Origin of the sequence: Flagellimonas pacifica, assembly GCF_900215465.1 — a bacterium.
Classification (GTDB): Bacteria; Bacteroidota; Bacteroidia; order Flavobacteriales; family Flavobacteriaceae; genus Flagellimonas; species Flagellimonas pacifica.
Genome location: NZ_OBEH01000001.1, coordinates 298424 through 322086, shown reverse-complemented (window position 1 = coordinate 322086; position 23663 = coordinate 298424). Strand labels below are relative to the sequence as shown.

22 protein-coding genes are annotated in these 23663 nt (G+C 38.0%); 10 read left to right on the top strand and 12 right to left on the bottom strand.

The annotated features are described in order from the left end of the window. The first annotated feature begins 53 nt into the window (after window positions 1-53). Window positions 54-749 carry a zinc metallopeptidase gene (locus tag CRO15_RS01410; RefSeq protein WP_097043940.1) on the top strand — a complete coding sequence of 232 codons (696 nt, stop codon included), beginning with the start codon at window positions 54-56 and terminating at the stop codon, window positions 747-749. 66 nt (window positions 750-815) lie between these two features. On the opposite strand, the gene CRO15_RS01405 is transcribed toward CRO15_RS01410, so the two are convergent. Beyond that, on the bottom strand, window positions 816-1286 hold the full coding sequence (locus CRO15_RS01405) for an Lrp/AsnC ligand binding domain-containing protein (protein WP_097043939.1): 471 nt from the start codon (window positions 1284-1286) through the stop codon (window positions 816-818). 199 nt (window positions 1287-1485) lie between these two features. Continuing rightward, window positions 1486-2859 carry a saccharopine dehydrogenase family protein gene (locus CRO15_RS01400; RefSeq protein WP_097043938.1) on the bottom strand — a complete coding sequence of 458 codons (1374 nt, stop codon included), beginning with the start codon at window positions 2857-2859 and terminating at the stop codon, window positions 1486-1488. Between the two features lie 79 nt (window positions 2860-2938). Between CRO15_RS01400 and CRO15_RS01395 the strand changes: the two genes are divergently transcribed. Further along, on the top strand, window positions 2939-3331 hold the full coding sequence (locus CRO15_RS01395; RefSeq protein WP_097043937.1) for a DUF423 domain-containing protein: 393 nt from the start codon (window positions 2939-2941) through the stop codon (window positions 3329-3331). Between the two features lie 62 nt (window positions 3332-3393). After that, window positions 3394-5010, top strand: a complete 1617-nt coding sequence (pckA, locus tag CRO15_RS01390; protein WP_097043936.1) for a phosphoenolpyruvate carboxykinase (ATP) — start codon at window positions 3394-3396, stop codon at window positions 5008-5010. A gap of 56 nt (window positions 5011-5066) precedes the next feature. Here pckA and CRO15_RS01385 read toward each other — a convergent pair whose 3' ends face one another. Genes CRO15_RS01385 through CRO15_RS01375 form a run of 3 tightly spaced genes read right to left on the bottom strand, consistent with a single transcriptional unit; the run spans window position 5067 to window position 8128 of the window. After that, window positions 5067-5810, bottom strand: coding sequence for a uroporphyrinogen-III synthase (locus CRO15_RS01385; protein ID WP_097043935.1), 744 nt, complete (start codon window positions 5808-5810; stop codon window positions 5067-5069). 6 nt (window positions 5811-5816) lie between these two features. After that, window positions 5817-6473: a DUF4271 domain-containing protein gene (locus CRO15_RS01380; RefSeq protein ID WP_097043934.1), complete on the bottom strand. Its 657-nt coding sequence runs from the start codon at window positions 6471-6473 to the stop codon at window positions 5817-5819. Then, a complete protein-coding gene (locus CRO15_RS01375; protein WP_097043933.1) occupies window positions 6470-8128 on the bottom strand; it encodes an ArnT family glycosyltransferase in 1659 nt (552 codons plus the stop codon). The genes CRO15_RS01380 and CRO15_RS01375 overlap by 4 nt, the downstream gene beginning before the upstream one ends. Window positions 8129-8248: 120 nt before the next feature. Here CRO15_RS01375 and CRO15_RS01370 point away from each other — a divergent pair, with 120 nt between their 5' ends. Genes CRO15_RS01370 through CRO15_RS01360 form a run of 3 tightly spaced genes read left to right on the top strand, consistent with a single transcriptional unit; the run spans window position 8249 to window position 10749 of the window. Next, the gene (locus CRO15_RS01370) at window positions 8249-8977 is read left to right on the top strand and encodes a polyprenol monophosphomannose synthase (protein ID WP_097043932.1); all 729 of its coding nucleotides are present in this window, start codon (window positions 8249-8251) and stop codon (window positions 8975-8977) included. Window position 8978: 1 nt separating this feature from the next. Further along, window positions 8979-10313 (top strand): dihydroorotase, encoded by a 1335-nt coding sequence (locus CRO15_RS01365; RefSeq protein WP_097043931.1) that lies wholly within the window; start codon window positions 8979-8981, stop codon window positions 10311-10313. Next, complete coding sequence (locus tag CRO15_RS01360) at window positions 10285-10749, top strand: DUF4296 domain-containing protein (protein ID WP_243396874.1); 465 nt, start codon at window positions 10285-10287, stop codon at window positions 10747-10749. The genes CRO15_RS01365 and CRO15_RS01360 overlap by 29 nt, the downstream gene beginning before the upstream one ends. Here CRO15_RS01360 and CRO15_RS01355 read toward each other — a convergent pair. Next, window positions 10746-11744, bottom strand: a complete 999-nt coding sequence (locus CRO15_RS01355) for an SDR family NAD(P)-dependent oxidoreductase (protein WP_097043930.1) — start codon at window positions 11742-11744, stop codon at window positions 10746-10748. The genes CRO15_RS01360 and CRO15_RS01355 overlap by 4 nt on opposite strands. A gap of 83 nt (window positions 11745-11827) precedes the next feature. Here CRO15_RS01355 and tyrS point away from each other — a divergent pair, with 83 nt between their 5' ends. Further along, the gene (tyrS, locus tag CRO15_RS01350; RefSeq protein WP_097043929.1) at window positions 11828-13123 is read left to right on the top strand and encodes a tyrosine--tRNA ligase; all 1296 of its coding nucleotides are present in this window, start codon (window positions 11828-11830) and stop codon (window positions 13121-13123) included. 56 nt (window positions 13124-13179) lie between these two features. Next, entirely contained in the window at window positions 13180-13563 is a 384-nt protein-coding gene (locus tag CRO15_RS01345; protein ID WP_097043928.1) for a hypothetical protein, read from the top strand. Here CRO15_RS01345 and CRO15_RS01340 read toward each other — a convergent pair. The 5 genes from CRO15_RS01340 to CRO15_RS01320 form a co-directional block, all read right to left on the bottom strand. Next, window positions 13560-14546 (bottom strand): LuxE/PaaK family acyltransferase, encoded by a 987-nt coding sequence (locus tag CRO15_RS01340; protein WP_097043927.1) that lies wholly within the window; start codon window positions 14544-14546, stop codon window positions 13560-13562. The two genes, CRO15_RS01345 and CRO15_RS01340, sit on opposite strands and share 4 nt — an antisense overlap. A 71-nt stretch (window positions 14547-14617) precedes the next feature. Beyond that, window positions 14618-14941, bottom strand: a complete 324-nt coding sequence (locus CRO15_RS01335; protein WP_097043926.1) for a T9SS type A sorting domain-containing protein — start codon at window positions 14939-14941, stop codon at window positions 14618-14620. 145 nt (window positions 14942-15086) lie between these two features. Next, a complete protein-coding gene (locus CRO15_RS01330; protein ID WP_097043925.1) occupies window positions 15087-15395 on the bottom strand; it encodes a T9SS type A sorting domain-containing protein in 309 nt (102 codons plus the stop codon). A gap of 146 nt (window positions 15396-15541) precedes the next feature. Further along, on the bottom strand, window positions 15542-17767 hold the full coding sequence (locus CRO15_RS19845; RefSeq protein WP_207763785.1) for a hypothetical protein: 2226 nt from the start codon (window positions 17765-17767) through the stop codon (window positions 15542-15544). Between the two features lie 98 nt (window positions 17768-17865). After that, a complete protein-coding gene (locus CRO15_RS01320; RefSeq protein ID WP_097043924.1) occupies window positions 17866-20700 on the bottom strand; it encodes a TonB-dependent receptor in 2835 nt (944 codons plus the stop codon). Window positions 20701-20883: 183 nt separating this feature from the next. Between CRO15_RS01320 and CRO15_RS01315 the strand changes: the two genes are divergently transcribed. Further along, window positions 20884-21570, top strand: coding sequence for a response regulator transcription factor (locus CRO15_RS01315; protein WP_097043923.1), 687 nt, complete (start codon window positions 20884-20886; stop codon window positions 21568-21570). Further along, window positions 21570-22622, top strand: coding sequence for a sensor histidine kinase (locus CRO15_RS01310; protein ID WP_097043922.1), 1053 nt, complete (start codon window positions 21570-21572; stop codon window positions 22620-22622). Before CRO15_RS01315 ends, CRO15_RS01310 begins: the two co-directional genes overlap by 1 nt. Here CRO15_RS01310 and CRO15_RS01305 read toward each other — a convergent pair. After that, window positions 22547-23659 (bottom strand): glycosyltransferase, encoded by a 1113-nt coding sequence (locus tag CRO15_RS01305; protein WP_097043921.1) that lies wholly within the window; start codon window positions 23657-23659, stop codon window positions 22547-22549. The two genes, CRO15_RS01310 and CRO15_RS01305, sit on opposite strands and share 76 nt — an antisense overlap. Window positions 23660-23663 lie beyond the last annotated feature (4 nt).

The following is a 23663-nucleotide window of genomic DNA, read 5'->3' as shown; positions in this document are numbered from 1 at the left end:
GCTAGATTTTTGCTGTATAGTTGGTATATTTATAAGAATAAAACGAAACAATTATGATGACATACTATATACTGATTGGTGGGATAGCACTGATTAGCTGGCTGGTAAGCAGTAGATTGAAAAGTAAATTTAAGCATTATTCCAAAGTGCATCTACGCAATGGTATGAGTGGTGCCGAAATTGCCCAAAAAATGTTGGATGACCATGGTATTCGCGATGTAAAAGTGATTTCAACTCCGGGAATGCTTACGGATCATTACAATCCAAAGAATAAAACAGTGAACCTTAGTGAAGGAGTGTATGGCCAACGCAATGCTTCTGCTGCTGCCGTTGCTGCTCACGAAGTAGGTCATGCCGTTCAGCATGCACAAGCTTATGAATGGTTGGCCATGCGATCTAAATTGGTTCCTGTGGTAAGTGTGACCTCAGGAATGTCAACATGGATAGTTTTTGGAGGATTGATGCTGGGTGCTGCAGCAGGAGTTGGATTTGGGTTTTATATTGCAGTTGCTGGATTGATTATGATGGGATTGGCAACGATTTTTAGTTTTATCACATTACCTGTGGAGTACGATGCCAGCAACCGAGCTTTGGCATGGTTAAAACAAAAGAATATGGTGAGTCAAGAGGAGTATGCAGGTGCTGAGGATGCTTTAAAATGGGCCGCAAGAACGTATTTGGTGGCAGCTTTAGGTGCTTTGGCCTCACTGGTGTATTGGGCTTTCCAAGTTTTTGGAGGTAGGGATTAACAAATAATTTCCTTCTTTAGAAGGAATGGATATGAAAACCTGTTTGGAGAAACCCAAGCAGGTTTTTTAGATTGAAATCTGTCGATCTATTTGTTGATGTAATGAAATGAAGGTTTCTGTCCGCGAAACGCCTTCAATTTGCTGGATGCGTTTGTTGAGCACGTGCATCAAATGTTCGTTGTCCTTACAGAGTACTTTGATTAATATAGACCAATTACCGGTGGTGTAATGACATTCTAACACTTCTGGAATTTTTTCCAGTTGCTTGACCGCTTGTGGATTGGACATTGCTTTATCTAAAAAAATACCAATATATGCCATAGTGGTATACCCCAACACTTTAGGGTTGATAACAAACTTTGAACCGGATAACAACCCTGAATTTTCCAGTTTTCTCAACCGTTGGTGAATGGCGGCGCCAGATATTCCGATATTTCTGGCAATTTCAAGAATGGGCCTACGGGCATCTTCCATTAAATACCTAAGTATTTTTTTGTCAATACCGTCAATCTTGACGGAAGTGTTAGTGTTTTTCATGGAAAAGCTTCAAAATTGAAGCTAAAGATACCGAAAAACTATAAAAGTGAATTTTCCTTGAGGTTAAATAAGATTATATATCGAAATGTCACTTCGAGATGTCATCCTGAGCACAGTCGAAGGAGCATTGAGAAGTTTTATACTATTGCCTCTTTGAATAGGTCTCGACTGCGCTCGACCTGACATGATACTTAAAGCCCTAATTTCCAATTGAATCAGGATTGTAGCCTAAATAGGGAACCTCGTATTCTTTAAAGGTTATTCCATAAGACTTCAACTCAGAAAGAATAGGCTTGTAGACTTCTTGACTTATTGGAATCTGAACTCCCGGCGTAGTGATTTTCTTGTTGAGAATTTGAAGTGTTGCCATGGCTACTGGCAACCCTACGGTTTTGGCCATCGCAGTATGACTTTGGTTCTCTCCCAGTGCCACCATATTGGCATCAATCTGTTTTTTCTTGCCGTTAATTTCGTAACCGAACTTGTGGTACATCACAATCATGTCTTTTTCATCCTTTCCAAGGGTCCAGCTATCCTCCAAAATGTATTGCAGCATTTTGGCAGGTGTGGCGTTCTTAATAGGAATCTTTTTAGAAGAATTGAAAAGATCTAGCTCTATTAGTTTCCCCCACCTTATATCATCCTGATCTATCTTGAGATAGTGTCGTAATTTCAACTCAACCGAATCCGTTGGTGAATAGGGTAAGAACAGATTCACAAAATCACGGTAAGACATCCCTTCGGAATTTTCTATCACATAACTGTCATCTGTCATGCCAAGCATCACAAATACGTGCCATGCTTTGGAAAACCCAACTCTACGCATAGTTCCGCGATAAAGGGTCAATGCATCTTGAAGTCCATATGCGGCAGTATATTTTAAAGAGTCTCTATTGGCATATACCTCAAAAGAACCATAGCCTTCTACATCAACAAGTTCTGTTCGTCTAAACAATTTTTGATAAGGAATGTATTTATAGGTTCCCTCTTGAATAAATTTCGCAGCCCCTCCTTGTCCGGCCAAAACCACATTGCGCGGATTCCATGTAAATTTATAATTCCAAAGATTGGTATCATTGACAGGTGCTACCAATCCACCGGTGAATGATTCGAAAAGTAACATTTTTCCGCCCTCATATCGGATACGGTCAATAATTTCCATGGCGCTCATGTGATCAATCCCTGGATCTAGCCCAATCTCATTCATAAAAACAAGCCCATTTTTCTTGGCTTCTTTATCTAAGGCAGCAATTTCATCACTAATATAAGAGGCGGTGACCAAATGTTTTTTGTATTTAATGCAATCTTCTGCAATTTTAATATGCAACCTAGCTGGTAGCATGGAAACTACTATAGAAGAAGATTCTATCAACCTTCCTCTTTCTTGATCATTAAATATATCCAGTGCAACTACATTGCAATTGGGATGAGTAGAAATATCTTGGGAAATATTTTCTGGATGGAGGTCACCAATGACCATCTGAAGATTTTCTTTTTTAGAATTTTCAAGGATGTAATCCAACAAATAGGAAGTGGATTTTCCCGCTCCAAGAACCAAAATAGTGCGAACCATGCGTTTTGTTTACTTTTGATTAAAACGGACACTAAAGTATCAAATTGTTATATTTCTAAAAAAATAAGAATACAAAGTTATGAACAAAACAATTTTGGCGACGGCAACTGGCTTTGGATTGTTGGCCATCATATTAGGAGCCTTTGGCGCGCATGGCCTTGAAAAAGTGATAGAAAAGACCGCTGTAGAAACCTTTGAAACTGGTGTTCGTTATCAAATGTACCATGCTTTTTTTCTGCTGTTTTTGGGAATGTGGGATGGTATGGAGTCAAACCGGAAAAAAGTGGTGTTCCTAGTGATATGCATTGGAATTCTATTCTTTTCGTTTTCAATTTACTTATTGGCCATTAATGAACTTACTTCTTTCGACTTTAAAAAGATTGGATTTATCACTCCCATTGGTGGTAGTATATTAATTGCAGGATGGGCCATCTTTGGCTATTATATTTTGAGGGATAAAACACATAAATAGACAATATTTTAAGGTGAAACTGGTTAGATTTTCTAGCTTTGCACCAACTTAAAATTAACTCAATGAGTACGCCTAATTCAACTACGAAATCGATTTCGTTGGATTCCTATGGAATCAGCCATAATCGAATACATTATCAGCTTTCTTCTGATGATCTACACCGGATTACCATAGAAAAGGATATGGGGAAAGAAGCTTCATCAGGGGCTTTGGCCGTAAATACAGGAGAGTTTACTGGAAGATCTCCCATGGACCGCTTTATCGTAGAAGACGATATTACCAAGGATAAAGTGTGGTGGGGAAACATTAACATTCCCTTTGAGCCGCAAAAATTTGATAAGCTATATGACAAGGTCATTGCTTATCTGAATGAAAAAGAATTATTTGTGAGGGATTGTTATGCCTGTGCAGACCCAGCTTATAAATTGAATATTAGGGTTATTAATGAGTATCCATGGTCCAATATGTTTGCTCATAATATGTTTTTGAGACCAACTGATCAAGAATTGGCAGGTTTTGACCCTGAATGGACTGTTGTGAATGCGCCTGGATTTATGGCGGATGCCAAAATTGATGGCACACGGCAACACAATTTTGCCATTCTTAATTTTTCAAGAAAAATTGCATTGGTTGGAGGTACTGGATATACCGGCGAAATTAAAAAGGGAATTTTCTCCGCTTTAAATTTCATCCTTCCAGTAGATAAAAACACTTTGCCCATGCATTGTTCGGCCAATATTGGTGAAGGAGGGGATACTGCCATCTTTTTTGGCCTTTCTGGAACTGGTAAAACAACACTTTCTACAGACCCTAACCGAAAGTTAATTGGTGATGATGAACATGGGTGGACCGCAGATAATTCGGTTTTTAATTTTGAAGGAGGGTGCTACGCAAAGGTGATAGATCTTTCTAAGGAAAAGGAACCTGAGATATACGGGGCTATTAAAAAAGGAGCCATTCTGGAAAATGTAATTATGGATGGCCGGGGAGTGGTGGATTTTGCCGATACTTCTATTACCCAAAATACTAGGGTGAGTTACCCCATTTACCATATTGATAATATTCAGCAACCTTCTATTGGCAAAAATGTAAAGAATATATTTTTCCTTACTGCAGATGCCTTTGGGGTACTGCCCCCAATTTCTAAATTGACGCCGGCACAGGCGGCATATCATTTTATTTCTGGCTATACTGCAAAGGTGGCAGGTACAGAGGCTGGAGTTGTTGAGCCCCAGCCATCATTTTCAGCCTGTTTTGGCGCTCCTTTTATGCCATTGCACCCAGCTGCTTATGCCGAAATGCTGAGCAAAAAAATGTTGGAATCTGGTGTTGATGTTTGGTTGATTAATACCGGTTGGACTGGAGGGTCATATGGTGTGGGCAAGCGAATGGAATTGAAATATACGCGAGCCATGATCAGTGCTGCACTTAGTGGCGAGCTGGGACTATATAGTTATGATAATTATCACATACATTCTGTTTTTGGTGTTGCCCAACCAAGGGAATGTCCAGGCGTACCTACTAGTGTGTTGAGCCCTAGAGCTACTTGGAATGATGATGAAGCTTATTATACTACAGCATTTAAGTTAACGAATGCGTTCAGGGAAAACTTTAAAAAGTTTGAAGTCTACGCCAGCGAAGAAATAAGGCGGGGCGGACCACAGCGTTACGCTTTCTAAAAATGAAAAGGCCCGATTCCAAGAATCGGGCCTTTATTTATTATATAAATACTGAACTATTTGTTTACGCTGGTAATGTACTTCTGCAAAGCCATGGTCATAGACGGCGTTTCAGGAGTTGGCGCTTGAATATCTATTCGTAAACCAGCTTCAGTAGCAGCTTTTACCGTACTGTTTCCAAAAACAGCAATTCTGGTATCGTTTTGCTCAAAATCTGGAAAATTCTTCAAGAGTGATTCAATCCCGGAAGGACTAAAGAATACCAAAACATCGTAAGTGACTTTTCTTAAATCAGATAAATCACTGATTACGGTTTTATAGAAAATACCTCTCTTCCAATCAACACCCAATTCATCTAGCGCTAAGGGCACTATAGCTTTAAGTGTGTCTGAAGAAGGCAATAGAAACTTTTCATCCTTATACTTTTTTATAAGGGGAACCAACTCGTTGAAGGTTCGCTTACCTACATATATTTTACGCTTGCGGTATACCACATATTTTTGAAGGTAGTAAGCTACAGCTTCAGATTGGCAGAAATACTTCATGGAATCAGGAACCTTGAAACGCATTTCCTCGGCTATTCTGAAAAAGTGATCAACTGAATTTCTGCTAGTAAGAATAATGGCAGTAAAATTGTTCAAATCAATTTTTTGTTGCCTTACGCTTTTTGCCTCCACGCCCTCTACATGAATAAAAGGCCTGAAATCCACTTTTACTTTTTCTTTTTCAATTAAGCGTGAATAGGGGGAGTTTTCGATTTTGGGTTCAGGTTGGGAAACCAAAATTGTTTTTACTTTCATAAGCTTTCAGTCTTTTAGATAGCTTCCAACTATCACTAAGGGTGCAATTTCGAGTGCGCAAAGGTACAAAATAAAATATAAAAAGTAAGAAATTATGGCTTTTTGATGGTTCTTCAACAGCTTTGCCACACCAATGAGATTAATGGAAACAATTAAGATTAAGGCAGTATAAAGTACAATCTTTGAATCTTTAAAAATGTATACAAGAACAATATTGCTTATGAACATTATTAAACTACTATAGTTTAAGTAGGTGATTTTACTGAATGATAATTCAGAAACAAGTTCCATGGTATTAAAGACAAAGCCTTTGGTAAATTGAAGAAGCACTTTTATAATTTGAAAAAGGACCAAGACCCCCATTATGGTGAAAAAATACTGGACAGGGGACTGGGAAGAAAGGTTGAACAGATCTTTTTGAAGCAAAAAGACGAAAAGTGAAAGATTGACCAGTTGAAATATGGTCAATAGAATATGAAACCAGTTCAATAATTGACCTTTCTTATTGTAAAGCACGACATATCTGTTGTTAAAGGGCAAAATCATAAAATTCCAGAATCTACTTTGAAACAGATATTTTCCCAAAGCAAGTACAACCATGCTAAAAAAAAGTACAATGGTTATCCAATCTAAGGATTCAACTGCTTTATAAATTGGATTCATTCTGTAATTTTTATTGGCTTGCCATTTAATCCTGGCAATAGGCCATTTTCAGATATTCCAATTCTAAAATAACCAGGACTTTCCATTTTTGTTAGTGGTAATTGAAAATTAAAAAAAGCCGTATCTCTAGACTTTAGCATTGCTTGGTGCGGGTACAATGGTTGTACCTTTAAAGACTTCATTTCTTTTACCTCTTTATATTTATTGGAATATGCAACTGTATATTTTAATTCATCAAGAGGGATGTCAAAATCATAAGGATTAAAAACCTTTAAATGATATTGTAAAGGGTCATGATTCTTCTCTACAATACATTGTAGTTTACGGTACGATTTAAAATCATCTATAAAGACGCCATGAAAAACAGTGCCATCGGCATGTTGATATGAAATATCGCCACTATTCCTATAATAAGCAGAATAAAGTATTTTTTCCCCTCTTACCCTTTCTTCCGAATCATCAATGGAATATTGATTTTTTCTGTACATGTGATTGTTAAGGGAAAAAGCAGGGTTTCCGGAGTAAAACTCATACATAGGGGCTAATCTATAGGAATTCTCAAAGACTATTGGAATGTCTCCTGCCTTAGAGTTCAATGAAGAAACCCATTGTTTATTGCCATGAGTTTCAAAGAAGATAGGGAATAAAGGTTGATGCATCATCCAAACTCTAGCATACAATAGAAGAACAAAACTGACTATTCCCATACGATACATCCATTTTCTACTTTTGGTATTTTCCAAAAGATAATTAAAGGCGATAATGGCCATAGGAATGGAAATAACAATAATCCATTGTGTTTGTACCCTACGGTTAAAACTTGATATGAAAAAGAAAATAAGCACTCCATAGGTCAAATACTTAAGTGCTTTGGTAAATCTATCAGTTGTTTTGGTTTTGATAAGGGATAAATAGACCCAATAAAAAAGCAATCCAAAAATGGCAACAAGGTTTACAAAATACCCTAATGTAAACTTGGAAAACGAGTATGCCTGATTTGGACGTTCATAAAGGTGATATTTTATTGAAACAAAATCATGTTGGTACAACCAGACAAAATGTGGAGTGTAACAAATCAAAGCAACAATTACGGCTAACCAAGCTCTCCAATCCTTAACAAGCTTAACATTGGAAAGAAAAACAAATAAAATCACCAGCACAGCATGGTACTTACTATACATTAAGGCTGCCATTACAGTACCCATAAAAATGGAAATCCAGACAGTGGGTTTTTCCAAAAAATACTTATAGCTCAGCAAGAAAAGAGCTGTAAAAAAGAGCAATGGAGTATCTGGGAGTGTAAGAAACCCATAGGCATTCATCAAAGTCATCGAAAACATTAGAAGAAAAAAATGCACTACATAATCCTTCTTTTTTTTGTTGTCAATAAGCAGCCATAAAATCATGTAAACTCCTATGGAGAGGACACAACTCATGAACCGTACTCCTAATTCGCCTTTAAAAAACCAACTACTTATTTCAATTAAAAAAGCCATCATGGGAGGATGGTCAAAATACCCCCAATCAAGATTTTGGGAGTAATACCAATAGTAAGCCTCATCATACATAAGTTCCGTGAAATGACTTTGAATAAGATTCAGAGTAAAAAGAACGGCCAGAAGAATGAAAAAAAGTCTGGGAAACTTTTGGGTCATCAAATGAATTTTATAGGGTTCAAAGTTACAAATATTGAATAACAAGGTGTGCGGCAATACATACAACAATTTGTAAACGCAAGATAGAAAACCGTATTTTTGTTTTCTAATCTTGTGCGAATGCCAGACGGTTTAGTCATTATACCCACTTTCAATGAAATTGAAAACATTGAGGCCATCATAAAAACGGTTTTCGACCTAAAGAAAGATTTTCACATTCTTGTTGTTGATGATAACTCTCCAGATGGTACCGCGGCAAATGTGAGGGCTCTACAAGAGCAGTTTTCAGACCGATTATTCCTTGAGGTGCGAAAAGAAAAATCTGGCTTGGGGACCGCATACATACATGGATTTAAATGGGCGTTACAAAGGGAGTATGAATATATTTTTGAAATGGATGCCGATTTTTCCCATCGCCCGGCAGATTTGTCCAGATTGCATCGGGCATGCTTAAACGATGCTGATGTAGCAGTTGGGTCTAGATATAAAAAAGGAGTTAATGTTGTAAACTGGCCTCTTTTTAGAATATTATTGTCCTATGGAGCCTCATTCTATGTAAAGTTTATCACTGGAATGAAAGTTCATGATCCAACCGCAGGTTTTGTCTGTTATAAAAGGGAAGTGCTGGAAAATATAAATCTTGATGCTGTTCGATTTATTGGGTATGCTTTTCAAATTGAAATGAAGTTCAGGGCCTATCTAAAAGGATATAATATTGAAGAAGTTTCCATCATTTTTACGGATAGAATAAATGGAAAATCAAAAATGAATTCCGCTATTATTAGGGAAGCGATTTTTGGAGTGATTGCGATGAAGTTTAGAAGTATATTTTTCAAAAAGAGTTTTTAGGATGCCAAAAACCATATTAAAGAATGCGACAGCCGTCAACGAGAATACAATTTTTGAGACCGATGTGCTTCTAAATGGTGATGTTATTGAGCGGTTGGATAGTAACATCTCCGATGATAATGCCAATGTAATCGATTTAAAAGGAAACCTTTTGTTGCCAGGGGTTATTGATGACCAGGTTCATTTTAGGGAGCCAGGACTTACCCATAAAGGTAATATTGCTTCGGAGAGCAGAGCTGCTCTGGCTGGAGGGATAACCACTTTTATGGAGCAACCCAATACCAATCCGCAAACTACTACCATTGAAAAACTTGAGGAAAAATTTTCAATCGCGGCCAAGGATTCTTTCGCCAATTATTCCTTTTTGTTTGGAGGTACCAACGATAACTTAGAGGAGTTAAAAAAACTGGATAAAAACGCATGTTCAGGAGTGAAATTGTTTTTGGGCTCCTCAACAGGAAACATGTTGGTGGATAATGAGGTGGTCCTAGAAAAGATTTTCAGCAATACAGATATGGTAATTTCTGCTCATTGTGAGGATGAATCCACGATTAGAGCAAATATGGCGAAGTACCAACAACAATACGGTGATAACATTCCTGTAAAGTTTCATCCAATCATCAGAAGTGAGGAGGCCTGTTATCTCTCTTCGTCAAAAGCAATAGCTTTGGCCAAAAAAACGGGAGCTAGACTTCATGTTTTTCATGTTTCAACGGGTATTGAAACCGACTTGTTCACGAACACTGTCCCTTTGGAGGAAAAGAAGATTACCTCTGAAGTTTGCATACATCATCTTTGGTTTTCTGATGAGGATTACAAAGAAAAAGGAACTTTGATCAAATGGAACCCTGCTGTAAAGACAAAAACGGACAGAGAAAAACTGTGGGAGGCACTTTTAGATGACCGCATAGATGTGGTTGCAACAGACCATGCTCCTCATACTATAGGAGAAAAAGATAATCCATACACTAAAGCACCATCTGGTGGGCCTTTAGTGCAACATGCATTGCAGGCCATGCTCCAGAAGGAGAAAGAGGGAAAAATCAGCCTAGAAAAGCTGGTTGAAAAAATGTGCCATAACCCGGCCAAACTCTTTGATATTGATAGGAGAGGTTTTATTAAAGAGGGGTATTATGCCGATTTGGTTCAGGTAAATCGAGATTCACAAATTGAAGTTAAAAAGGATAATGTTTTGTATAAATGTGGTTGGTCACCGTTTGAAGGTATTACATTTGACTCTCAAGTGATGCGTACTTTTGTTAATGGATATCTGGCATATGACAACGGAAGTTTCGGAAAAACCAAAAATGCCAAAAGGCTCACATTCAATAGGTAAAGATTTGAGAAAGATTGTATTGTTGTTTTTTGGAGTGCTTTTGTTCTCTTGTGGGGAGAAAGTGGTGGAAGAGCCAGAGAATCTTATTCCCAAAGAAAAAATGACACTTATTCTTCATGATTTAGCAGTGCTCAATGCTACCAAATCATCTTTCAAACATGTATTGGACAACAACGATATAAAAATCATGGAGTTTCTTTATAGGAAGCATCAAATTGACAGTGTCCAATTTTCGCAAAGCGATTTATATTATGCGTCCATTCCTTTGGAATATCAAGAAATTTATGAAAAGGTGGAAGCTATCCTTGAAAAGAAAAAAAACGCAATCAAGGAGAAAGAGCAAAAGAAAACAGATAGTATAAGAAAATCACGAGAAAAGAAAAATGATTCTTTGAAGAAATCAAATAAGGATAAAAAGAAATCCCCAAACACTTAGTTTCTAAATTTCTCGGAGCAGAAGTCTATCATTGCGTTCAAGTCACCAAACTCAAAACTAATTGCTTTTTTAATTTTGTCAGTGTTGTACATCTCCTGATGATATAATCCTTTCACCATACTTTTGGTAAGTCTTCTTCTTTTTCCCCTAAGTTTACTCCGCAGCCAATCTGTTCTCCACAAACATTCAAGCATCCAGAAAGGAATCTTTTTACGAGGAGGCTCCACTCCAAGGCTAATTGCAATTTTCTGGAAAATCTGTTGATAGGTTAGGTTTTCATTCACCAAAATAAACCGTTCACGTACTATTTGGGATTCCATGAGAAGTGTCATAGCATTAATCACATCGTGAATAGTGACAAATCCGGTTCCACCAGGAATAAAGGATTTTTTCCCTTTAGAAGCATGCCTGAAAAAAGTTCCACTACCAGAATTCCAAAAACCTGGCCCTAAAACCACACCTGGGTTTACCACTACCACGGACAGACCTTCTTGGGAGCCACGCCAAACTTCCAGTTCAGCATCATGTTTTGTAAGACCATAAACAGAAACATTGCTATCGTTCCACTCATTTTCCTCAGTTGTCTCCTTGTCTTTAAGACTTGACCCAATTGCAGCGATAGAGCTTATATAGCATAATTTTTTAATGTGATGTTCCAAACAAAGATTGACAACATTTGCTGTGCCTTCAATATTGATTTTTACAAGACGGGCATAATCTTTTGGATCAAAAGAAATCAGGGCAGCACAATGGTACACATATTCAATATCTGTAAAAAGGCCTCGAAGAGCTTCTATATCAGATATATCGGCCTGTATCCAAGTTATTTTATCAATAAAATCAGATGGGGTATCTGAGTAGTACCCAAAAACTTTGGAAACCTTATGGATTGTATCTTTATTCCTATAGGATGCTTTGACGCTTTTTCCACTTTTAACCAAATGAAACAACAAATGCGAACCTATTAAACCAGTACCTCCGGTAACCAAAATCATTTCGTAAAAATACCATTTGTATTGGATTTATTCAGGGATGTAAGAACTTCATTTTATATTTGCAACTATTCTAAAAGATTACAATGACAAAGAATTTTGTACAAGAACTGCAATGGAGAGGAATGGTGCATGATATCATGCCCGGTGCTGAAGAACACCTAATGGAAGGAATGCAAGCAGCCTATGTTGGTATTGACCCCACGGCAGACTCTTTGCATATTGGGCATTTAGTAAGTGTAATGATGCTTAGGCATTTTCAGTTGGCTGGCCATAAACCATTTGCTTTGGTAGGTGGCGCAACGGGAATGATCGGTGATCCATCTGGAAAATCTGCAGAACGTAATCTTTTGGATGAAAAGACACTTCGACATAACCAGGAGGCCATAAAAGAACAGTTGAGTCGATTTTTGGATTTTGAAAGCGATACGGAAAATGCAGCGGTTTTGGTGAACAATTATGATTGGATGAAGGATTTTTCATTCCTTGATTTCATAAGAGATGTTGGAAAACACATCACTGTTAATTATATGATGGCCAAGGATTCTGTAAAAAAACGGCTTTCTTCTGATGCCAAAGAAGGAATGTCCTTTACTGAATTCACCTATCAGTTGGTGCAGGGATACGACTTTCTATACCTGTTTCAGAACCATAACTGTACTCTTCAGATGGGAGGGAGCGACCAATGGGGAAATATTACCACGGGAACCGAGCTTATAAGACGAATTGGAGGAGGAAAAGGTTTTGCTTTGACCTGCCCATTGATTACCAAAGCTGATGGGGCCAAATTTGGGAAAACTGAGGGCGGAAATGTTTGGTTGGATGCAGAAAGGACCTCTCCATATAAATTTTATCAGTACTGGTTGAACACATCTGACGAAGATGCAGAGAAATATATCAAAATCTTTACGTTTTTAAGTCAAACTGAAATTGAGGGGTTGGTAGTTGCCCATAAGGAAGAACCACATCGTAGGGCCTTGCAAAAACGATTGGCAGAAGAAATCACTACCATGGTCCATTCCAAGGCCGATTTGGAAAACGCCATCAAGGCAAGTAACATTTTGTTTGGCAAGTCAACTTCTGAAGATTTAAAACAGCTGGATGAAAAAACTTTTTTGGATGTTTTTGAGGGAGTGCCACAGGCCCATGTGTCTAAAAGTGAACTAAGCCCTGGATTGGATATGATAGGTGCCTTAGCCGCTAAAACAGGTTTTTTGGGATCTAATGGAGAAGCTAGAAGGGAATTGAAGCAGAATTCCATTTCGGTCAATAAACAAAAAGTAAAAGAAGATTACCTTATTTCAGAAACCGACTTAGTTAACAACAAATTTGTTTTGCTACAGCGGGGAAAGAAAAATTATTTTGTTTTGGTCGTGGATTAATTTGCGCAACGTTTAGCAAGACTGCCCATCTACATAAGGAATCAATATTTTTTTAAATGAGGAAAGCTGTCTTTCTTTTTACCTTATTGTTTGTTTTTAACAGTTGTTCCTCTGATGATGATGTGGTTGATGCGGCGTTGAACGGAACATGGGTTTTAAATAAAGCGAGTTGTTTTTGTGGTTTTGGTGAGGACTTTGACTTTAGCGGACATAAACTAACGTTTGATAGTTCTGAGCAAAGGGTTATTGTTGAAAATACTGATGATACCTGGTTTGTTGCCGAATCTGGGACTTACACATTTATAAATAATGGCAGTACCATAAACATAAATGGGAGGCTCTATACCTATGATATAGAAGGGAATTCACTAAATCTCATATTTGTGGATAACCCTGATATTGCGGATGATGAAATTGGGTTGTTCTATACCAAGGATTAAAGCGCCATTAAGTTGCATCCCCTAACATCGGAGTAATCAAACCTACCCAGAACTTCAAAAGTTCCATTTTCATTGGTTTTTCCTAAATCTTGTGTGGCTATAAAGGAGCAAGAATACACGTTGGCCAAATCAATGACATTTATTCCACCAGTTTTTCCAAAGGATTGAACAGAAAGAGGGTCTTCGGTATTGCGAGTCATAACTTTCATCCATGAAGGGCATTTGAACAAGCCATCACCTAAAGAATAGGCTTGCGAGAGCAACTCTGTCATCCCATATTCAGAATGAATACGGGAAACACCAAAAGCATTTTTAAGAATGGAATGCAATTCTTCCCGAATCAATTCTTTTCGCCTTCCTTTCATACCACCAGTTTCCATGACAAAAGTATGTTTCAAATTCATAGGAAATTGTTCTGCTAAATCCAGAAGTGCAAAAGAAACACCTATTAGTAAGGTCTTTGTCTGCTCTTTTTCTAACTGAAACAATTTTTTATGCAGTGTATTGAGGTTGTATAAATAAAACCCGCTATCTGGATGCTGAGAATGAGTCACAAAATCGTTGGCCATGTAAACTAATGACGAACCTACACGCTCTAAATATGATGGCAGCAAGGCCAAGACGCAGTAGTGTTCAATAGGGCCATAAAATGCGGTAAAACCTTTTCTATAACTCTTTTGATACATTTCAATTTCAGAAACATAATGTTTGCTGGTCGTTCCCACTGTAGTACCACTGCTTTCAAAAATTGCTTCTGGTTTTTTAGAGGAGGAACTTATTTTGTGCGTTTTAAAGAATTCAATGGGTAGAAATGGAATTTCTTCAACTTTGAGAACATTGGAAGGGGATTTTTTTAGGTGTCCGCAATAGGTTTGATATGTAGGATTGTTTTTGTACTGAAATCTAAAAATTTCCAATGCCAATGACTCAAATTCTGTGGGCGTGGAAATAGAAAAAATATGTTCCGTGTTTATCCTATCCATAAGCGTTGCAAAAGTACCTAAAATAAAAAGGCCCTTCAATTGAAGGGCCTTTTTATGAGGTTGAGATAGTTTTATTTTACGACCAGCTTTCGGGTCATTGTTTTTTTCTGTTCTGTTACTTGGAGCACATATACTCCAGGAACCAGTCTTGAAATATTTAGAGTGTTGGTTGAAATTTTATCCGTGAGTACAACCTCTCCAAAAACGTCGTAGATTTTAATCTGTTTACTTCCGTTGGTAGCGGTTGTAACATATACTTCATCGCCATAAACGGGATTGGGGTACATTTTAAAACCCTGTAGTTCTTGTACTTGTTCAGTGTTTACACTGACCAATTCTTGACCGTAAGATAATATAGGTAGAGCCATAATGAGAACAAAGTAGATTTTCTTCATAAATGCTGATTTGGGGATAATTAGCAATATAAAAGTATGTAAACTCGTTAAAAAGAGCTATAAAATGTTGTGAAACAAAGAATTATGTAGGTGAAGTAAGAAAAAATGATGTTTTAGATTCAAAAACCAGCTATAGCCTTTAAAATTACTTGATAATGAGCTTTCTAGTAGCGACCTTATTATTTTCTACAACCCGAAGAATATAAACACCTTTATCCAAATTAGAAAGATTAAGCTCCTTGCCCAAAATAGTGGTTTTAAGCACTTGCGTTCCTAGAACGTCAAAAATAAGAATCTGTTTTGGGGAATTATTAGAAGTTTCTATAAAGACCTTACCATAAGTAACCGGATTGGGATACAACTTAAACCCGTCAATATCGGCGCTGGCTTGGGAATTCTGTGAGAATCCAAGAGAGCAAACAAAAAAGAATAAGACAAGGTAAAGGTGCTTCATAAAGTATTGGTTACAAAGGCTATGCCACAAATATAAATAATTTGATGTCTGATTAGGGCTAGCCTAAGGAAAAAACCCACACTTTTCGATGAAGTGCAAAAAAAAGCCCCGTGAAGCGGGGCTTTTTAAACTTATTTATGTTATTGCTACTCTATACCTATGGTCCAGCCGTTGGCCCAATCAGGTTTAGCAGCACCGTTACCGGCACCGGTATTGTTTCCAACAGTAATAAAGTCTTGGTTTGCACCAGCATAATCTGTTTGTACAAATCCATCGGCAGGATTATCAAACTGCATTGGGTTAATTGATAATGCATCCGCTTCAAGTCGTACACCTGCCTCGGTGTCGGAATCTTTAACTTTAACACCAAGATTAACGCCGCTAGTGTAGAAGTTGGTGATGGTAAAGTTTCCGCCACCTTCTTTGAAATAAAGGGCACCTTCACTAACTGGTCCAACTACCGTAATGTTACTCAAAGTTGTAGTGGTTACAGGTGTAGCATCACCATTGTCGCCATTGTTAGAACCTTCAATACCTGCTTTGGCACCTCCGGCGATATACCAATAATCTCCATTCCCGGACCATCCGTCAGCAAAATCGATAGAATCATCGCCGCTACCAATAGAAACCAAATATTTACCGTTTACTGTACCACCAAAGAACTCAATGCCATCATCTCCTCCATTATAGGATTGTACGTATTCGAAAGTAGTACCTGAGCCTACACCAAATAGAGATACCCCGTTAAATTCTTTAGTGTTGTTAAAAGTGGCTCCTGTGTATTCTACTCTAAGGTACTTTATAGAACCGGAGTTATCATCTGTGATTGCTCCACCGTAAGTAAGGTCAGCTACTTCTGAAGTGGCAGTTTCTCCAACATTTGTTGGGGCTTTTCCGCAGACTACCAAGCCTCCCCAATCTTTAGGGGCAGGAATGGCTTTTCCTGAAGTCATTACAACTGGGTTATCCGATGTTCCATTTACAAAAATCTGACCTCCTTGGGCAACAGCAATATAGGAACTTGTTCCTCCTGTGGCTTTGATTACGGTTCCAGCTGGAATGGTCAATTTGCCGCCATCCTTAACGGTATAGGCGCTTGTCAATTCGTATTCTTTAGAAGCGTCTAGGGTAACTTCTCCAGTTATATCCCCACTCAAAACTTCACCTTTTTGAGATCCACTATTGGAAAGGCCAACAGTCCAGCCCGAGGCCCAGTTTGGGGCGGCTGCACCATTTCCTGCTCCAGTGGCACTACCTTCCTGTATAAAATCTGTATTGGCGCCTGTGTAATCTGTGTAAACAAAGTTTGCTTCAACATCCACAAATTGTACATTGGTCATGACTAATTTGTCTGCTTCTAAACGTGTAGCAGCTTCTGAGTCTCCATCTTTTACTTTTACACCAAGATCTACACCACTGATAAAGAAATTATCGATAGTGAAATCTCCGCCACCTTCTTTGTAATAAAGTGCTCCCTCATCAACAGGGCCAACTACTGTAATGTTTTTTAATGTTGCTTGGGTAACTGGCGCGGCATCACCATTGTCACCATTATTAGAACCTTCAATACCAGCTTTTGCGCCACCGGCTATGTACCAATTGGAACCAGTACCTGCCCATCCATCTGCAAAGTCAATGGAATCATCACCACTGTTCAATGATACTAAGAACTCTCCGTTAACGGTACCTCCAAAGAATTCAATGCCATCGTCACCACCATTATAGGATTGCACATATTTAAACGTAGTTCCGGAACCTACACCAAACAAGGAAACACCATTAAACTCTTTACTTCCGTTAAAAGTGGCACCAGTATATTCAACTCTTAAATATTGGATGCTTCCAGAGCTATCTCCAGCTTCTGTGCCTCCGTAGGTAAGGTCGGCTACTTCTGAGGTAGCAGTTGCTCCAACATTAGTTGGGGCCTTGCCACAGATAACCAAACCACCCCAATCTTTGGCTGCTGGATTAGAGCTTGCAGATGTCATAACAACAGGATTGTCGGAAGTACCGTTTACAAAAATCTTACCTCCTTGAGCTACTGCAATGTATGCATTGGTTCCACCAGATGCTTTGATTACCGTACCTGCAGGAATGGTTAGACTAGCACCATCTTTAACTACATAAGCTTCAGTAAGGTCATATTCTATAGACGCGTCCAATGTTACATCTTCTGTTACATCTCCTGAAAGTACATTGTTTGTTTTGCACGGGTCACAGGAACCACCACAGTCTATTCCAGTTTCATCTCCATCTTGTTTGCCGTTAGAACAGGTATCTGTCATTGGCGGACTGTTGTCATCGCTACTACAAGAAGTAATCAATGTTGTTGTAGCCAATACAAGCATAATTAATGCTGTCGTTTTTCTCATTTTAATTTAGTTTATATAATTTAATTTGGCGCTAAAATATTGTTGGTGTGTAACTTAGGTTTGTCCAAATAGTTACATTTTAGTAATCTTAACTTTAATTAAAAGTTATATGTAAGGGACAGTTTTATGTTTTGTCCTTTTTTATATGATAACACCGTTATATCTTGGTTTTCTTGAGATCGTTCAATCTCTGGGTTCAATAGGTTCTTGGCTGTTAACGATAACCCAACGTGCTTGTTGAAGTTTGTTCTAAAAACAAAATCAAGTGTTCCAAAACCTTTATCGACCAAGTTTCCCTTTCCTTCTGTTCCTAAAGCATAGATTCGGTCCGAAAAATAATTGTAGGCCAGGGTTGCTAAGATGTTTTTATCTTTTTTGAATTCTTTATAGTAACTTAAATCTCCATTGACCAATAAGTCAGAAGCTCCAGAAAGTCTATCGCTATCAGTAGAAAAATCTACACTCAATGGTAAAATACCTGCTTCGGTGGTTTCTTCAATTACTTTTTCAGAATCTAAATCCTGATCGGAAGTCATATAGGACATATTAAAGCCGAGAGTAAGATTTTCTTTAGCAAAGAAATCTTCAAGCTCCGTTTCCCTCTCAAAAAGATTTTTCCTTAATTCAAATTCGGCTCCAAAAGCAGTGCCTTGATCCCCAGAATTTACATAACTGATATCATTTGTGGCCGAGTTTACGGTAACTGCATTAATTGGATCTTGAATCATTTTTCCAAAAAAGCCTAGGGATATTAGTTCTGTGGATTTAGGGAAAAGTTCCCATTTCACATCCACATTGTAGTCAGTGGAAGCATAAAGGGAGGGGTTTCCAAAATATACTTGGGTGACTTCTTCAAACTGAAATAGTGCCCTTTCCTTAAATTGAGGCAATGTATAAGTTTTACTGGTTGCAAACCTTAAATTTTGTTTGTCATTAAGTTCGTACTTGATGGATAGGGAAGGCAATACTTCAAAAGTGTCAAATTCACTTTTATCTCCAGATGGATCTAATGATGTACTCCATTCAATAGATTGGTTTATCTGCTCCCCCCGCAAGCCAGCAGTAATAGTAAATTTAGGATTAAAAGCATACTCTAGATTTAGGAAACCCGCATGAATGTCCTGTGTGCCGTCATACGTTTGGGGATCCAAAACATTTGGAGTGCCCAATCCACCCCTAAAAGTTGCAATACTAAAAAGTCCTGCATTCAAATTTTCTTGATTGAAATAAGAATCTACATTATAAATGTCATCAATAATAGGTTGGTCAGCTAGAGAATTGTCAGGATTTCTTTGGGTGATATTGAAGTTGAATTGTATGGCCTCAAAATCAACAGTCTTAAATTTTCCACTGTAACCTAAGGTCAATTTTCCTCCAAAGGTGCCTTCTTCCCCATCTTCCTTGAATTTGTAGGTGATTGCCATATTGGCGGCAACTTCTTCTTCTTCAAGATTTTGGTAGAATCGGTGATTGTCGGATGAATTCAAAGTTTGTTGAAAAGATTTTGGACCTTCAGGTTCATCCCAATCATCAGGTGTTAGAATAACCTGTCTTCTGTTTGGGATGTCATTTTCAACAAAGTTGTAAGCCCCACCCCAGTTAACCTCAAGTTGGTCGGAAAGGGAGTGTTCTCCTAAAAGTTGATGGACTATGAGGACAGTTCGATCAAAAAGAGCTCTTTGAACAAAAGCACCTCCTTCGGGGGCGTAATCAAAGGCATCTACAACACCAAAGTACTCTTGCTGTTGTTGGCTAGAGGTGTTTACCATCAATGCATTGTAAAGAAGTTTGTGTTCAGGTGTGGTATAGCCAACATTGCCTAAAAGAGTCGTGTTTGTATTGTATTTGTAGGTGTTATAGGTATAATCCCTTCTTGAAAGCCCGGAAACGTTGACACCTCCTCTGGAGATTCCTTCATTGTAGTTGTAATCATTAGAATATGACCCAACTCCAAAGATACTGAGGAGTCCATTTTCACCAATTTTAAAAGAATCACCTCCCTTTAATGATAGATCAAGATTTATTGGAGAAGAAGCTTCGGTTCTATCCCAACTTGTGGTAAAATTGTAATTGCTTAGTGGAGAAGCAGGATAGATAATATCATAGAACCCTGATTTATTTGGGCCATCATTTAAATAGAACTGATCTACGGATGTTGCCTCAGTGTTAATTCCTGAACCGATGCTTATAGCTAGAAAACCATCTCCTTTATAATCTTTTGAGGTGATGTCAATGTTGGCTCCGGCAAAATCTCCATAGTTTCTAACAACATAAGTTTTGTCAATTCCGATAGACTCTACAATGTCGGTAGAAAAAATATTAAGGTCAATATTTTTCTTAGAAGGATTGTTGGAAGGTAAGGGAAGACCATTCATGGTCGTTACATTATAGCGATCACCTAGTCCTCGAACAAAAATGTTCCCGGAACCTTCTTGTTTGGAAATACCTGTTGTTTTGGTTACAGCGGCAGCCACATCACTTACCCCTTTTCTGGCCAATTCCTGTGCACCTATAGATGTCTTTATTTCAATAGATTTCTTTTGATCCAATAATAGAGCGGCTTCAGAATCTTTTCTGGCCACAGTGGTCACCACTACTTCGTCCAATTCAAAACCAGAAGATGCGCTCATGGGCACATCTATATTGGTAACTTTCTCTGCAATAACCTCAACATTTGGGATTTCAATAGTTTCGTAACCTAAATAACTAAATACAATGGTATATACTCCCGGTTCAATTCCTGAAATTTCATAGAGTCCGTCAAAGTCAGAAGTAGTTCCCTGTGTTGTGCCTTTGATGAGTACATTGGCAAATGCTAGAGGTTCATCATTTAACTCTTTGTCCGTCATTTTGCCCACAATGCTTCCAGTGGTCTCTTGTGCACCCATCTGTAACCCTACAAATAGCGTGAAAATCAATAAGATATGTTTCATTTACGTATAAAATATGAATGGCGCAAAGAACGCTAGAGGTTGTAAAAGCGATGTTATGGACGAGTTAAGTATTTATTGAGGAACTGTTACAATAACGTTACGACATTAAATGAATGTTAAGCATTAATGCGGTTATAGTATTATCTTTACATTTGGGCGATTTTAAGCATTAAATACCATCACATGAAAACGAAGGACATTAAAATTTTACTTGTTGATGACGAGCCTGATATTCTGGAAATTGTAAGCTATAACCTATCTGCCGAAGGGTACGAGGTTTTTACGGCAAAAAATGGAGCTGAAGGAGTAGCCAAGGCCAAAAAGAAGAATCCTCACCTAATCATTTTAGATGTTATGATGCCAGAAATGGATGGCATTGAAGCTTGTGAAATTATAAGGAGCACACCTGGCCTTGAAAATACCATAATTACCTTTTTGACCGCACGTGGTGAAGATTATTCGCAGGTAGCTGGTTTTGATGCTGGAGCGGATGACTATATTACCAAGCCCATAAAACCCAAAGTATTGGTAAGCAAGGTAAAAGCTCTGCTTAGAAGGTTGAAAGAAGAAAAAGCAGAAACTGAGGATATTGTAAAAGTTGGCAATATCGTAATCAATAGGGAAGAATATAAGATTGTTAATGATGGAGAAGAGATAGTGCTCCCCAGAAAGGAATTTGAGCTTTTGTCCTTATTGACCTCAAAACCCAATAAAGTATTCAAAAGAGAAGTCATTTTAGATAAAGTTTGGGGAAATGAGGTAGTGGTTGGTGGCCGGACCATTGATGTACATATTAGGAAATTACGCGAAAAAATAGGAGAGGATCACTTTAAAACTGTTAAGGGCGTAGGGTATAAGTTTGTCTTGTAATGGCTATTCAGCTTAGGAAATCCTATAAATTTGCCTTTTGGTCATCTCTTTCAATAACGGTATCCCTTACCGGATTATTTATAACATTCCTTGTTTATAAAGACCAGATAGATTGGCTTTTTGTTATACTGTTTTCATTGGTTTGTTTGGTAGTGTCCTTTACCATAATCCAAATACGGGTTGAACGCTTTATTTACAGACGCGTCAAAAAAATATATGATGATGTTTCCCTTTTGGAATCTTCTTCATTCTCATCAAGGGCGGTTACCACAGATATGAAGACCTTGACCCAGGAAATTGAAAAATTTGCCCAAGGAAAGAAGATAGAGATAGATACCTTAAAAATTCAGGAAGAATACAGGAAAGACTTTTTAGGAAATGTATCCCATGAGTTGAAAACACCGCTTTTTACCGTTCAAGGTTATATTCTTACCCTGTTGGATGGTGCAATGAATGACAAAAAGATTCGAGAAAAGTACCTGAATCGGGCAAATAAAGGAGTAGAAAGGTTAATCTACATAGTAAAAGACCTCGATTTGATTACCAAACTAGAAGTGGGCGAACTGAAATTGGAGCGCGAAGATTTTAATGTTTTGGAACTTATTCAGAATGTATTTGATTTGTTGGAAATGAAAGCTGCACAAAAGGACATTATGCTAACTTTTGATATGGAATATGAACCCATATATGTCAATGCGGATAGGGAGAAAATTCAACAGGTGATAAGCAATCTGCTGGTAAATTCAATAAAATATGGGCATGCCAATGGAACCACGGAAGTAAGTGTAGAAAACCTGATCAAGAACAAGGTAATAATTAGGGTCACGGATAATGGATATGGAATACCCGAGCAACATATTCCAAGACTATTTGAAAGATTCTATCGTGTGGACCAAAGTGGAAGCCGTAACGAAGGTGGTTCTGGACTTGGACTCTCTATTGTAAAGCATATTATAGAAGCTCATGATGAGAAAATCTATGTGGAAAGTGAGGAAGGGGTAGGTTCTGAGTTCTCATTTACCTTAGAAAAAGCTGCAAATAACCCTGCATAATCAATTGCTGTTTCAAATTGGCTCAATCCCTTGTAACTTTCAATTCGAGTTATATCATCCAAACTAAAATCATTTTGAGAGCTGTACGGAACCAGTTTTTGTTTTTGTAAGCGCCTTGCCAAATATTCTTGCTCGTATTGCCCAGGAGTGGGAATGAAGAATGCCTTTTTTTCCATTTTTGCCAAATCCATAACTGTGGTATACCCAGAGCGGCAAAGCACTTTTGAAGATTGATTCAGAGCAGTTTCCAGCTCTTTGGATTGCATGAAGTTGAAGAGGGTCATTGACCCTTTTTTGGTCTTTATTTCTTCTTTGGTCTGGGAAGCTTCAATCTTGCCCTTTACAAAAAGAATTTTTCCTTCAAATAATTGAAGTTCTTTCAGAAGTTTTTCCTCCAACAATGTACGTTGCGGCTCAGGACCAGAAAGAAGCACCATAAGATCATAGGATAGTTCTGTGTCCATCTTTTCAAAACGACTCAAAGGGCCAATGTATTCTACATGCATCTTGGGTTTTTTTAAATGCCCTAGTTTTCCGGTTAAATTTGGTTTGTCTTTCACATCGGGTACCCAACAAACATCAAACTTTTTAATGATTTTTTGATGTGCTTTAGAGCTCATCCAGGTGGTGTTTCCTGAGAGCACATTGAGCTGGTGCGTGATGAAGACGCATGGAATTTTCTTATAAGAAACACCAAGTCTATTGTCAGAGATGATCCCGTCAATATGATGCTCTTTCACCAATTTTTTTATGCTCTTTTTTTCTTTCGACATGGCCTTGACCACTTTGGGCGAATCCCAAATCATTTTAAGCTTAAAGTTTCTCCCTTTTTCTGCATATTTAATTCTGTAAGAAGGCAATTCAAAAGAGGGCAAATCAGGAAATTCCTTTTGTAAAAGTGAAAGGGCAACCCCGTCAGAGGCCAAATAGGGCTGGTGACCATGGTCCAAAAGTGCATGTATAATTGGGATACATCTGGTAGCATGCCCAAGGCCCCAATTCAATGGAGCAACAAGAATACGTTTAGAACTTTGCATGCTA

Bases quoted from the DNA above. Each gene is read 5' to 3' on its own strand.
- CRO15_RS01315 (WP_097043923.1), top strand. From the start codon at position 20,884: ATGAAAACGAAGGACATTAAAATTTTACTTGTTGATGACGAGCCTGAT.
- CRO15_RS01335 (WP_097043926.1), bottom strand. From the start codon at position 14,941: ATGAAGAAAATCTACTTTGTTCTCATTATGGCTCTACCTATATTATCT.
- CRO15_RS01305 (WP_097043921.1), bottom strand. From the start codon at position 23,659: ATGCAAAGTTCTAAACGTATTCTTGTTGCTCCATTGAATTGGGGCCTT.
- CRO15_RS01370 (WP_097043932.1), top strand. From the start codon at position 8,249: ATGCCAGACGGTTTAGTCATTATACCCACTTTCAATGAAATTGAAAAC.
- CRO15_RS01405 (WP_097043939.1), bottom strand. From the start codon at position 1,286: ATGAAAAACACTAACACTTCCGTCAAGATTGACGGTATTGACAAAAAA.
- CRO15_RS01340 (WP_097043927.1), bottom strand. From the start codon at position 14,546: ATGGATAGGATAAACACGGAACATATTTTTTCTATTTCCACGCCCACA.
- CRO15_RS01395 (WP_097043937.1), top strand. From the start codon at position 2,939: ATGAACAAAACAATTTTGGCGACGGCAACTGGCTTTGGATTGTTGGCC.
- pckA (WP_097043936.1), top strand. From the start codon at position 3,394: ATGAGTACGCCTAATTCAACTACGAAATCGATTTCGTTGGATTCCTAT.
- CRO15_RS01400 (WP_097043938.1), bottom strand. From the start codon at position 2,859: ATGGTTCGCACTATTTTGGTTCTTGGAGCGGGAAAATCCACTTCCTAT.
- CRO15_RS01365 (WP_097043931.1), top strand. From the start codon at position 8,979: ATGCCAAAAACCATATTAAAGAATGCGACAGCCGTCAACGAGAATACA.
- CRO15_RS01345 (WP_097043928.1), top strand. From the start codon at position 13,180: ATGAGGAAAGCTGTCTTTCTTTTTACCTTATTGTTTGTTTTTAACAGT.
- tyrS (WP_097043929.1), top strand. From the start codon at position 11,828: ATGACAAAGAATTTTGTACAAGAACTGCAATGGAGAGGAATGGTGCAT.
- CRO15_RS01320 (WP_097043924.1), bottom strand. From the start codon at position 20,700: ATGAAACATATCTTATTGATTTTCACGCTATTTGTAGGGTTACAGATG.
- CRO15_RS01360 (WP_243396874.1), top strand. From the start codon at position 10,285: ATGCCAAAAGGCTCACATTCAATAGGTAAAGATTTGAGAAAGATTGTA.
- CRO15_RS01410 (WP_097043940.1), top strand. From the start codon at position 54: ATGATGACATACTATATACTGATTGGTGGGATAGCACTGATTAGCTGG.
- CRO15_RS01330 (WP_097043925.1), bottom strand. From the start codon at position 15,395: ATGAAGCACCTTTACCTTGTCTTATTCTTTTTTGTTTGCTCTCTTGGA.
- CRO15_RS01310 (WP_097043922.1), top strand. From the start codon at position 21,570: ATGGCTATTCAGCTTAGGAAATCCTATAAATTTGCCTTTTGGTCATCT.
- CRO15_RS19845 (WP_207763785.1), bottom strand. From the start codon at position 17,767: ATGAGAAAAACGACAGCATTAATTATGCTTGTATTGGCTACAACAACA.
- CRO15_RS01380 (WP_097043934.1), bottom strand. From the start codon at position 6,473: ATGAATCCAATTTATAAAGCAGTTGAATCCTTAGATTGGATAACCATT.
- CRO15_RS01375 (WP_097043933.1), bottom strand. From the start codon at position 8,128: ATGACCCAAAAGTTTCCCAGACTTTTTTTCATTCTTCTGGCCGTTCTT.
- CRO15_RS01385 (WP_097043935.1), bottom strand. From the start codon at position 5,810: ATGAAAGTAAAAACAATTTTGGTTTCCCAACCTGAACCCAAAATCGAA.
- CRO15_RS01355 (WP_097043930.1), bottom strand. From the start codon at position 11,744: ATGATTTTGGTTACCGGAGGTACTGGTTTAATAGGTTCGCATTTGTTG.